Source organism: Pseudoalteromonas sp. BSi20311 (assembly GCF_000239875.1).
In the GTDB taxonomy this organism is placed as follows: domain Bacteria; phylum Pseudomonadota; class Gammaproteobacteria; order Enterobacterales; family Alteromonadaceae; genus Pseudoalteromonas.
The window spans coordinates 20,682-33,652 of record NZ_BADU01000080.1 but is presented as its reverse complement, the minus strand read 5'-3'; the positions used below and the strand labels follow the sequence as shown (position 1 = coordinate 33,652).

Here is a 12,971-nt window from a genome sequence, read left to right as displayed (position 1 = left end):
TACTATAGACAAAAAAAACCAACTTAACAAGTTGGTTTTTTTATAAACGAATAGCTGTAATTAGAAACGATAAACGCGTCTTAATCCAACTAAAGGTAGCAGTAATAAACCAAACCATGAAAAACTGGCTGAGCTACGTTCATAAAACTCTGCATCTGGGGCTTTACAGTTTTCAACTTCACCATTAGGGATAGGCGAAAGCTTTACCGCCACTGCAACACTTTCATATTGAATATTGCCATTAATGTCGGTTACGACTTCGCCTAGTGAGTTTAGTTTTTCAACCGTTTTAGTTGCCACACCGAATACTTCGTTGCTTTCATTAATTGATTTCGCTTCGACCATTTTATAACTAAAACTAGTTTCACCATCACTGTCATAACACGGTAGTAGAGTATTCAAGTTAGTGATTTTGTCATCACCAATTTTATAAATAAATGCTTCAGAGCGTCTTGAACTCGCTGTTTCACCAACATCACCTTCACCTACAATGTAACCTTGATTATTAATATCATTTGCATATGAGCTTGAGCTAATAAAATAATCTTCAGGGAACACGGTCGTGTTTGTATTTATATCATGGTAGAAAAGTTTGTTTCTTAAGGAACCTTCAATACGTTTAGTAGCATAACCTGCAATAATGTCATTATCATTGATTGCAAATGCTTTACCTGCTTGCCAATCATCTTGCTGGTTTATAAAATCAACCACTTCACCGTCTTTAAAATACGTTGGCATAGTTAAAATAGTCGCATCGCGATCAAAATAACGGGTGTTAGAAAAACCGACTGCAACGCCATTTTTGTTAACCGCTAAGGCGTTACTAATAAACGGATTATTGTCTTCGTCTTCTTTTGGAGTAAGCGCTAGACCTAACAGCTCTGTTGAAGTGACATTAAAAGCACTATCTAGAGTCCATTTAACCGCTGTTTTATTGAATAAACCACGCGTACTTCGACTATTCAGTGATTCAATACAAGCCATTACTGGCTCATCAAGGCCATCACAATTATCAGTAATTGTAGTTTGTCTTTCAGTCGGAATACTAACTGAAACATTACCAACAACAATATAACCTGTGTCAGTGGCAACAATATCAGACGCTTTACTCGTCCCACCATGTTCAGTAAATTCTGGAACAAGTGGCACTTCTACGCCGCCCTCAGAAATTAAAATACCACGCTCTATAAACTCTCGGGTAAACCAAGTTTCTTCAACTGTTTCACCATCTGGTGTAAAAGTGATTTTATCAAACGGTGCACTGCCCCAACCCACGGTAGTACCGTCCTGTGCAACTGCATTATAAAAGTTGCTAGTCGAGCGCGTTAATCCGTCATAATCAACTGAAGCAACATCAAATAAAGATTGCTCTGTTATTACACCACTGCTGTAATTTGTAGCAACAATAGAGCTAATTTTTTGGTATTCAAAGTTAGTAGATAAGTTTGACAAAAAACGAACCATAAAAGTATGCGCATCAGCATTGGTATAAATAGCGTCGTTGTTTTCGATATCACCAAGTGTAAACGTAATTTCTTTATCACTTAGTTCAAATGAATTTACTTCATTTCTGTAAGCGTTATTAATTAAACTATCGGTAAAATCAATATAACTAATATCAATTGGGATATTGTATAAGCCATTAGCAAGCCCAATGACATGTCCGTTTTCACTCACATCGGTAACATAAGTATGTTTTGCGTTTTCAAAGTTACCTAACTCCGTTAACGCATAGGTTGCACTTAATGCCGATGTACTCAGTGTTGCTAAAACACTGGCCGCGAGTAATTTATATTTCATTTTATTCCTTACTACTGATTCTTTAATTCTTCAAGTTCTTCCCAACGCTCAAAAGCGGCTTCAAGGTCAGACTCAAGTTGGGCTAAATGGTTCAATTCCTTGGCTGTTATATCACTGTCTTGCTTGAAAAAATCTTCGTGACTTACTCGTTCTTGTTGTTTTTCAAGCTCAGCTTCAAGTTGTTCCATTTTATTAGGTAGTTGCTCTAGTTCAAGTTTTAATTTGTAAGAGAGTTTATTTGCTTTGTTATTGCTTTTAACTGGCGTTGGCTCTGTTTTTTCAACTTTTTTTACTGGCTGCTGTTGCTGCTGCTTTTGCTGCTCTGCTAAATAGTTGGTATACGCTTCATAATCACTGTAGCCGCCAACTATATCAGTGACTTTGCCGTTCCCTTCAAATGCCCAAACACTCGAACAGGTATTATCAATAAACTCTCGGTCATGGCTAACAATCAGCACAGTACCTTGATATTGATTAATAATATCTTCAAGGAGTTCTAATGTTTCTATATCTAGGTCATTTGTTGGCTCATCAAGCACTAATATATTTGAAGGTTTCAAAAATAGTTTGGCTAATAACAACCTGTTTTTTTCACCACCTGAAAGTGCTTTTACCGGTGTGCGAGCGCGTGCCGGCGGGAATAAAAAGTCTTGTAAATAGCCTAACACATGACGTGAGCGCCCGCCCATCATCACCTCTTGCTTACCTTCAGCAACGTTATCTTGAACGGTCGCTTCTTCATCAAGTTTTTCACGGTACTGATCGAAATAAGCAAACTCTAAATTAACACCTTGCTTTATTTCACCACTGTCTGCTTTTAAATCGCCAAATAGTAATTTTAATAGCGTTGTTTTACCTATGCCGTTAGGGCCTACCAAGCCGATACGGTCGCCACGCATTACTAAGGTAGAGAAGTCATCAGCTATCACTTTGTCTTTAAATGCATGATTTAAGTGTTTCGCTTCAAATACTAACTTACCTGAACGATCGGCTGTTTCAATATTGAAATCAGTTTTGCCTACCTGATCCACACGCTGTTTGCGTTCATTACGTAATTGTTTCAGCTCACGAACACGGCCTTCGTTACGAGTACGACGGGCTTTAACACCCTGGCGGATCCATGCCTCTTCTTCCGCTAAACGTTTATCGAACAATGCATTTTGTGTTTCTTCTACTTTTAAATCATGCGCTTTTTGTTCTAAATAAGTGGCATAATCACCAGGATAAGAAATTAGCTTACCGCGATCTAAATCTAAAATACGTGTAGCAACAGCTCGAATAAATGCACGGTCATGAGATATAAATACAATGCCGCCTTTAAATTCTTTTAGAAATTGCTCTAACCACATTACACTTGTCATATCCAAGTGGTTAGTAGGCTCATCGAGCAGTAATAAATCAGGCTCACTCACTAAAGCACGCGCTAATGCAACTTTACGTAACCAACCACCAGAAAGCGACTCAAGTTTCGCATCAGGAGTTAGCTCTAATTGAGTAAGTACAAGCTGAATTCGGCTATCAAAACGCCAGCCATCTGCCGCCTCTAATTTATTAGATAAACGCTCTAATTTATTTAATAGTTGATCAGTGCAATCTGTTTGCAATTGTGTGCTTACATGATGAAAATCAATGAGTAAGTTAGCAATTTCGGGCATACCTTGGGCAACGTAATCAAATACAGTGCCACTTGCCCCTTTAGGTGGATCTTGCTCTAAACGCGATATTTTTAAACTACCAACTTGGTTTATTTCGCCATCATCAAGTATTACTTGACCGTCGAGTACTTTTAAAAGCGTTGATTTACCTGCACCATTGCGACCTACAATACACACACGTTCGCCACTTTCGATTACTGCATCTGCATTATCAAGTAATGGGTGTGTACCGTAAGCTAATTGTGCTTTTGAAATTCTAATTAAATCCATAGTTAATCTTTACTCTTATTCTGCTTGCGCTAAAAACTGCTGCGCCTGAGGTGCAGTAAAAGGCCAAAATAATTGTTGGCCTTGTTGATTTTTTAAAACCGGAATGCTTATTTGATACTCTAAAATTAATGCGTCATCGCTCATAATATCAATAAGTTGTAATTCATCGGTTGATGAAAGTAACGGTTTTAACAGCTGCTCTGCTTGCTCGCACAAGTGGCAGCCGTCGGTGTGATATAAAATCCACTTAGCCATGTTTAATTAACCAGCTATTATGAATTTTTTTATTTCGTTTAAAGTCAGGAGATAAGGTTTTTTCAGAAATATTTTCTGCTTTTAACCCTAACCCCATCAAGCCAACTTCATCCATTACAAAACCGCGTTTATTATTAGAGAATATTAGCGTACCCGATGGGCTCAATATTTTTTTAACCCAAGTTAACAGCTTAATGTGGTCGTTTTGCACATCAAACGCGTCTTTCATTCGTTTAGAATTTGAAAAAGTAGGCGGATCTAAAAAGATCAGGTCATACTGCCCTTGTGCATACTCTAGCCATTTTAAACAATCTGCTTGCTCAAAACGATAACGTGTATTGCTAATATCGTTAAGCGCAAAGTTATCTTGACCCCACTTTAAGTAGGTTTTAGATAAATCAACGGTAGTAATCGCTTTTGCGCCACCAATGGCTGCATGAACTGAGGCGGTTCCTGTGTATGCAAACAGGTTCAAAAAGCGCTTATCTTTTGCGTTTTCTTGAATGTAACGACGTGCAAGGCGATGATCTAAAAATAGCCCCGTGTCTAAGTAGTCAAATAAATTAACTTTAAACTTAGCACCAAACTCTTCTACTACCATGGTTCTATTTTGCTTAGCCATGGGTGTATATTGCTCTTCACCTTTTTGCTTTTTACGTACTTTTACAGCAATGTTTTCAGGTGCAATATCAAGTTGTTGTGCTGTCAAGCTAATAACATCTTGTAAACGCTTCTCAGAGGTTTTTTCATCAATCTCTTTCGGTGCTGCGTATTCAAAAATAACCGCTGAATCACCATAAATATCAACCGCAACGTTGTATTCAGGAATATCTGCATCGTAAACACGATACGCATGGACTTGATTTTGCTTAAGCCAATTTTTTAAGCCTTGCTTGTTCTTTTTCAGGCGATTAGCAAATGCCATCGAGCCTTCGAAGTTTAAAGCGGGTTTGTCATCAGAGGTAAGGCTGACTTGCTTGTCATCAAGCTGATACAGGTTTAATTCAACATCAAGGGGGCCATTTTTAAATTTATAGCGTTTTTGCTTCACTAATTTAAGTAATTTAAACAGGCTTTCATCCATGCCCAGTAGAGCGAGCTTCCAATGATTAAAGTGCTTTTTAAAACCAACACCTAAACTACGATGCAAGTTTACAAGTTCAGCCATAGAACCAATACGCTCACCATAAGGTAAGTTTGAAATAACAACACCCGGTAATTTTGCAACGCTCGTCAGTTTTGTCGCATCGCTTTGCTTAAATTTAATCACCGTATCAAGCTCGGCGCGTTTTGCATTGGCAATCGCTTTATCAAGTACTTGTGCATCGTAATCATGGCCAATTAGCCATAATTTAGGATCAGTAATATTCGCTAAAAGCTGCTCTTTAAGTTCTTTGAATTTTGCCACTCTAAAGCTAGGTAAACGCTCAAACGCAAACCCTTCACGGAATAATCCAGGCGCTTCATTACGTGCCATACCCGCCGCTTCAATTAAAATAGTACCAGCGCCACAACATGGATCGAATAGCGGTTGATTGACATTTTCAAGCCAGCCACTGCGTTTTATTATTGCCGCAGCTAAATGCTCTTTAATTGGTGCTTTACCTTGGCCTTGGCGGTATCCACGCTCTGATAAACGCGGCCCTGAGTAATCAATATAAAGTGAAACACCGTGACGATTTAAACGGGCAACTACTCGCACATTGGCATCTTGCTTATCAACATTTGGGCGCTGTTCAAATAAATCGTTAAAGTAATCAACAATGGCATCTTTAATCACTAGACCTGAAAATTGGGTATTTTTAAGTGAATCGTTTGTGCCATTAAAGTCAACTGCAAAAGTTTGTGTTGGACCAAACCACTCTTGCCAAGGTTGCAAGCGTGCAAATTTATACAAGCTGTCTTTGTCATTTACGCCTTCTTTTTCTTCAATAAGCATAAGTACACGCGTAGCAAAGCGTGTTGATAAACACACCTTTTGCGCTAGCAATGAGTCAGCCTCAAAGCGAACAGAACCCACAGTTTGTTTTGACACCGTAGCGCCAAGTTCTGTAAGTTCATCAACCAATAAATTTTCGATTCCGATAGAAGTAAGTGCGATAAATTGCAAAGTAAAAACCCTTAATAGCTAATTGCGCGGGATTATAACATAGGTTTGCGTACAAATACGCCATAAACAAGCCCTAGAGACTAAATTAGGCTAAGCTGTTTGACTATCGTACTGTGAGGTAATGAGGGGGAAAACACGATTGTTTAATACGCGGATCACTTCAAACTGGGCAAGTGATAAATTGCCGTCAAGTGCAAAAGTTTCGCTTAAATTTATACAAACAGAAGCATCAGGGCAATGCTCTACAATTAAGAACTCACCTGTTTGTGACTCAGAGCTTAAGTTTATAACCGCTTCAGTACTGGGCGTACTACCGGTATATGGTTTAAAAAACCAACTTTTTGCTAACACAGGCTTTAGTTGAAATTTAACTGCCGTTGCATTAAGGGCTATTTGGCATAACTGAGCAGAGTTCCATAAATTAAACTGCTCAAGATAATAATAGACTTGCTCATAAAAAGCCGCATCTTCAAGGCTGAAGTAAGGATTTTTAAAAGCGCAATCAGTTAATTGTCTAAGCTTATAAGGTGTGCAAAGTTGCATATCGTCATTTAAATCAAGCAGTAAGCGGTTTTTCTCAGCGCATGCTATCCATTGCCATTGCTTTGACGCTTGTAACATTTGCTCCTCCCTACTTAGTACTTAAAAAAATAAAATAAGACAATAAGCTTAGAGTATAGCTGCTTTTGACCATTTTTAAAACGTCTTTTTAGAACATTTATCGAACGATCAAAAGCTTACATAACTGATCCTTATAAGTGGTTAATGATCGACTTTACCAATTGCGGTCCTTTGTATATAAAACCGGTATAAACTTGGACTAAATCTGCACCCGCATCAAACTTTTCTTTTGCTGATTGAGCGTCATCAATACCACCCACACCAATAATAGGTAACTGATTATTTGTTAAGCGCTTGATTTCAGAAACAACATGGGTTGAACGCTCTCTAACTGGCGCACCGGATAAACCGCCTGCCTCATCAGCATATTGCTGACCTTGAACTAAACTGCGCTCTAAGGTGGTATTTGTGGCTATAACACCATCAATTTTATTATTTAATAATGACTCACTGACTTGTTCAATTTGAATTGGATCTAAGTCTGGTGCAATTTTAACCAGCATAGGCACTTGTTTATTATGCTTTGCAATTAAATCAAGCTGTTCATTTTTTAGACTTTGCAATAAATCATCTAATGCTGCGCCATATTGTAGGTCTCGTAGGCCCGGTGTATTGGGTGATGAAATGTTTACAGTAATATAGGATGCATGCTCAAACACTTTTCGCATACAGTGAATGTAGTCGTCTTTACCCTGCTCATTTGGGGTATCTTTATTTTTGCCGATATTAATACCTAAAATGCCATCGTACTTAGCTGCTTTTACATTATTAACTAAATTATCAACACCTTTGTTATTAAAGCCCATACGATTAATTATCGCATTTGACTGTGGCAATCTAAACATACGAGGCTTATCGTTACCCGCTTGAGGACGCGGTGTTACTGTACCCACTTCAACAAAACCAAAGCCCATTTGGGCAAAGGCATCGATACACTCGGCGTTTTTATCTAGGCCTGCAGCAAGTCCTACTGGGTTTTTAAATTCCAAACCTAAAAAATTTACCGGCTTATTAGCAACACTTTGTGCCCATGCCGCACTTAATGGTGTGTTAGCAAAGCGACGTAAGTTGTTAAGAGCAAAATCATGTGCCCACTCCGCATCACGGGTAAACATAAAACGGCGAGCTAAATCGTAGAACATGAATATAATCCTCTTAAAATTGTAGACAAAAAAATACCTCAGACAAGGCTGAGGTATTATATAACAAAAACTGTTTAACGATTAGTTTTAATCAATAGCAGTTTGTTACTTTGCTGATGTATCACAATTGTGACCAAGCAACATAAGCTCTCTTAATGCGACAGAAAACTTTGCAAAATCATGGCTTTGCGATGTTTTAAACTCTGTCAGCATTTGCTTCCAACGTTGAAGCAACAGATCTTGACTATCCATCCATTGTTCAATTTGGCCATCTACATCACTGTTTTCACCTTCAAAGCTGTTTAATACAACTTCTGACAAGGTGCGTTGCTGCCAATCTAACTCTTCACGATATGACGCACGCGCTAATGCCTGCCAATGGTTAGAAACCGGTTGATTAGTGATTTGATCTAAGAACCAATGTAGTCCCATTTGCGCACCTAATTTAAAGTAAGTGTGCGACACCATATCGATTTTACGATTAGAGTTTTGTGCAATTTGCGTTAAATCCATTACCGAGAATAAGCTTGATAACGATACAATACGCTGTGCAATATCAGCACGTACACCGCTTTGCGTTAGTTCTTCACGCGCACTTACAATACGATCGCTTTCTGTTTTAACGATGTATTTAGTTAAGTTTTCACTTAAATCTGCAAATGTTGGTGAGAATATTTCGATCGCTTGCTCAATTGATTGTGCTTTGGTGCGATGACGCAGGAACCAACGTGTTGCACGGCGAACTGTACGGCGTAATTGGTATAACATTTCTGTTTGTACGCTTGATGGTATCTTATTATCAAGATCACTAATAGATAACCATGTTTCACGCATTTGGAAAATTTCACTTGCGATTGAGTAACACAATGCAATTTCAGCTTCATTTGCACCGGTTTCTTCATTCATACGCACCATAAAGTTTAAGCCCATATCATTAACAATATTATTTGCTAACTTAGTGGCAATAATCTCTTTGCGTAGCGGATGATTATCCATTGCATCATTAAATTTCTCACGTAATGGACGCGGGAATGATTTAACTAATAACTGACGGTAATACGGGTTTTCTGTAATTTCATCAGTGACTAATGACTCTTTGAGCACCATTTTCGCATAAGAAACCAATACAGATAACTCAGGGCGCGTTAAATCTTTACCTGCGGCGGCGCGTTCTGCCAGCTCTTCATCAGTAGGAATAAACTCAATTGCACGGTCTAGCTTGCCATCTTTTTCAAGCGCATGGATAAAGCGTACTTTTTCTTTAAGCGTAGAGGTTCCTTTCGATTGAGTAATCGATAAAGTGTGCGTTTGACGATAACAATCTTTAAGTACTAATTCAGACACTTCATCAGTCATTGAATAAAGTAGTTCGTCACGTTGCTTACGCGTTAAGTCGCCTTCCGCAACTAAACCATTGAGTAAAATTTTAATATTTACTTCGTTATCTGAACACGCAACCCCACCTACGTTATCGATAAAGTCAGTATTTACGCGACCGCCTTGAGTTGCAAACTCAATACGACCTAGTTGGGTTGCACCTAAGTTACCACCTTCACCAAATACTTTAGCACCAAGGTCTTTACCATTTATGCGCAGCGCATCGTTTGCACGATCCCCAACATCGGCATCAGTTTCTTTAGAATGCTTAATGTAAGTACCGATACCGCCATTCCACAATAAATCATAGTTCATCATTAATGATGCTTTGATCAACTCATTTGGCGTCATGCTGGCTTTTTTAGTGCCTAACATCTTTTTCATTTCAGGGGTCAGCGTAATCGACTTAGCAGCACGCGAGAAGATACCACCACCGCTTGAGATTAACTCTTTATTGTAATCTTCCCATGATGAACGTGGTAATTTAAATAAACGTTCACGCTCTGGGTAAGAAGCTGCTGCATCTGGGTTTGGATCAACGAAAATATGTAAGTGATTAAATGCCACTTGCAAGCGAATATGCTTTGATAACAGCATACCATTACCAAATACGTCACCGGCCATGTCGCCGATAGCAACTGCTGTAAAGTCTGTTGTTTGGCAGTTAATATCCATTTCACGGAAATGACGTTTAACAGACTCCCATGCACCACGCGCTGTGATACCCATTTTTTTATGGTCATAACCTACTGAACCACCTGATGCAAACGCATCACCTAGCCAGAAGTTATATTCGTTTGCGATGCCATTGGCAATGTCAGAGAATGTTGCTGTGCCTTTATCCGCTGCTACTACTAGGTACGCATCGTCTTCATCATGACGAGTAACATCAACAGCAGGTACTATTTCACCGCGGTCAATATTATCTGTAATGTCTAATAAACCACGAATGAAGATTTTATAACATTCTTGGCCTTCTTTAATAAACGCTTCACGTTCACTAGGTAGTTGTTTACATACAAATCCACCTTTAGAACCTACCGGTACAATAACGGTATTTTTTACTTGTTGCGCTTTTACTAAGCCAAGTACTTCTGTACGGAAATCTTCTCGGCGATCTGACCAACGCAACCCACCACGGGCAACTTTACCAAAACGTAAATGCACACCTTCAACACGTGGAGAATAAACAAATATCTCAAACGCTGGAACAGGTAGTGGGACTTCTGGAATTAAACTTGGCTGAATTTTAAGTGAGATGTAAGACTTAAATTTGCCTTCAGCATCTTTTTGGAAGTAGTTAGTACGCAGTGTGGCAACAATCATATCAACGTATAAACGGATAATACGATCATCATCAAGGTTGGCAACGTTTTCTAACTCTGCGTAAATTTCCAAGCCTAGCTTTTCAAGCGTTTTAGCACTTGCAGGGCTTTTTACAGAGAACTTTTTAGAGAATAAGTTTACAATTTTAGCGGCAATATGCGGGTAATTCGCAAAGGTGCTTTCAATATACGTTTGCGAGAAAGTGACCCCAATTTGGCGCATGTATTTTGCGTATGCACGTAAAATTGAAGATTCACGACCCGTTAAACCACCCATTAACACAAGACGGTTAAAGCCATCGTTTTCTAAGCGGTTTGCCCATACACTGGTTAACGCAGCACGAAAACGTGCAGAGATCTTATCAAAATCAGCCATCCCTTTGCTATCAATTAGCATAGAGAAGTCCATGACCCAATTTACGCCACCATCACTGGTTTTAACCGAGTATGGCGTTTCACCTACAACACGTAGACCAAAGTTTTCAAGCATTGGCATAACATCAGATAAATGAATTGGTTCATCTTTATGGAATAAGCTTAAACGCACAATATTGCTGCTTGCTTCTTCTTGTGGACGATAGAACAACATTTCTAACTTATTATCATCGCTTAGCATTTCTAGCTTTTCAATATCGACCACTGCAGCGCTAGGTAATACTTCTTCTTTGTATGAGCGTGCAAAGGCATTGCAATATTTACGGTTTAATTCATTACCACGGGCCTCACCAGCAGATTCAAGTAAGGCTGATTGTAATTTGTCTTCCCAAGTACGAGCGGCTTCTATTAGGTTGTTTTCTATGTCTTTCACGTTATATTCAATATTGTTGTCGGTCACACGAACAGTGTAATGGGTACGCGCCAGTGTAGACTCAGAGAAATAGGTAGTAAATTCGACTTTAACGTCAGAATTAAATGCGTTAGCTAAAATAGCTTGCGTTTCGCGGCGCAGCGCCGTGTTATAACGTTCACGTGGTACATACACCATACAAGATAGGAAGCGACCGTATGCATCTTTGCGAACAAATAAACGACACATGTCGCGTTCTTGAATTTGTAACACGCCCATAGCAACTTCAAGTAGCTCATGTTCGCGAGCTTGCACTAATTCGTCACGTGGGTAGGTTTCTAAGATGTTTAATACCGCTTTGTATGCATGTGTACCCTTAGCAAAATCACACATATCCATAATGCGATTAATCTTGCTTTTAAGAACCGGGACATCAGCAGCGCTGTTGTTATAAAAGTTAGATGAGAATAAACCTATAAAACGGTCTTCACCAATCACATTACCTTTGTCATCAAAACGCTTAACACCCACATAATCAATATAGGCTGGGCGATGAACTCGAGATAATGAATTGGTTTTTGTTAAAATTAATAAGTTACTACTACGTGCTTCTTGACGAGCCACTTCAGGTAACTCAGAAAGCAAACGTGTATGCTCAGCATCTGAGTTTTTCATTAACCCTAAGCTGGTATCCATTTTACCTTTTAATTGATAATCACCTTGGACTGGCGAAAGCTCATATTGGCGGTAACCCATTAATGTAAAGTTGTCTTTTACTAGCCAATCTAAGAACTCAACGGTTTCATTTATTTCGTTATCATTTTTATCTTTGTGGCTTTTAGGTAAGCTTTTGCTAACTGCGATTAGTTTTTCGCGAATAGGCTGCCAATCTTCAACCGCAACCGATACATCAACGAGTACAGATTCAAGTTCTTTTTTGAAAGACTCAATAACAGTAGCATCTGTTTGACGGTCAATTTCTATGAAGAATACTGTTTTTGTTGATGTTGATTCTTGCTCTGCTTTTAAGCTTGATAACCCTGATATTTTATCGTTTTTATCCCGTTGAATTTTCAGTGGGCTATGTAGAAGTAAGTGAGAGGCAATGTTTTCTCGTGTCATGGCCATACGCACAGAGTCAACTAAAAATGGCATATCTTTAGCAATGATCTCTACAATGGTATGCGATGACTGCCAGCCATCTTTTGCCACTTCAGGGTTGAAAACGCGAATAACTGCGTCATCTGATGTATTTTTTTCTAGCGAATTCCAAAGGCTAAGTGCAGCACCATATAAGTCACTGTCGTTGCGATTTGCCAAATCCTCTTTAGACATATTGCTGTACAAGGCTTTGGCGAATTTCTCAACGAGTAACACATTATCAGCGCGAACTTTTTTCTGGATAAGCTTACAGACGTTATCTAAAATAACCGAGGCTTGGCCTTCATTTCGTGTCATTGTATGTTCCTTAATCTATCACTGCTAGTTTAGCAGAGTATTTGTACAGCCATTTATTAGCGTGGAGTCAGTTAAATTCTAACCCTTTTGAAACTAATAAACAGCCTTTTCGATGAAAACATTTTAAGCATTTCAGCTATTTGGTCATCTATTCACAAAATATAGATATAA

At 38.9% G+C, this 12,971-nt stretch carries 7 protein-coding genes; all 7 read right to left on the bottom strand.

Features of this window, described 5'->3' with window-relative positions; all coding sequences use genetic code 11:
* Positions 1 to 60 precede the first annotated feature (60 nt).
* The 7 genes from P20311_RS09280 to P20311_RS09250 all read right to left on the bottom strand — a co-directional run bounded on the left by P20311_RS09280 (position 61) and on the right by P20311_RS09250 (position 12,800).
* Positions 61 to 1,800 (bottom strand): DUF3466 family protein, encoded by a 1,740-nt coding sequence (locus P20311_RS09280; RefSeq protein ID WP_008112069.1) that lies wholly within the window; start codon positions 1,798 to 1,800, stop codon positions 61 to 63.
* A gap of 11 nt (positions 1,801 to 1,811) precedes the next feature.
* Complete coding sequence (locus P20311_RS09275; RefSeq protein WP_008112067.1) at positions 1,812 to 3,725, bottom strand: ABC transporter ATP-binding protein; 1,914 nt, start codon at positions 3,723 to 3,725, stop codon at positions 1,812 to 1,814.
* A gap of 15 nt (positions 3,726 to 3,740) precedes the next feature.
* On the bottom strand, positions 3,741 to 3,980 hold the full coding sequence (locus P20311_RS09270; protein WP_008112065.1) for a glutaredoxin family protein: 240 nt from the start codon (positions 3,978 to 3,980) through the stop codon (positions 3,741 to 3,743).
* Positions 3,973 to 6,090, bottom strand: a complete 2,118-nt coding sequence (rlmKL, locus tag P20311_RS09265; RefSeq protein ID WP_008112064.1) for a bifunctional 23S rRNA (guanine(2069)-N(7))-methyltransferase RlmK/23S rRNA (guanine(2445)-N(2))-methyltransferase RlmL — start codon at positions 6,088 to 6,090, stop codon at positions 3,973 to 3,975. Before rlmKL ends, P20311_RS09270 begins: the two co-directional genes overlap by 8 nt.
* A gap of 90 nt (positions 6,091 to 6,180) precedes the next feature.
* Positions 6,181 to 6,711, bottom strand: coding sequence for a cell division protein ZapC (locus P20311_RS09260; protein ID WP_008112062.1), 531 nt, complete (start codon positions 6,709 to 6,711; stop codon positions 6,181 to 6,183).
* Between the two features lie 131 nt (positions 6,712 to 6,842).
* Positions 6,843 to 7,853 carry a quinone-dependent dihydroorotate dehydrogenase gene (pyrD, locus tag P20311_RS09255; RefSeq protein WP_008112059.1) on the bottom strand — a complete coding sequence of 337 codons (1,011 nt, stop codon included), beginning with the start codon at positions 7,851 to 7,853 and terminating at the stop codon, positions 6,843 to 6,845.
* Between the two features lie 105 nt (positions 7,854 to 7,958).
* The gene (locus P20311_RS09250; protein WP_008112058.1) at positions 7,959 to 12,800 is read right to left on the bottom strand and encodes an NAD-glutamate dehydrogenase; all 4,842 of its coding nucleotides are present in this window, start codon (positions 12,798 to 12,800) and stop codon (positions 7,959 to 7,961) included.
* Positions 12,801 to 12,971 lie beyond the last annotated feature (171 nt).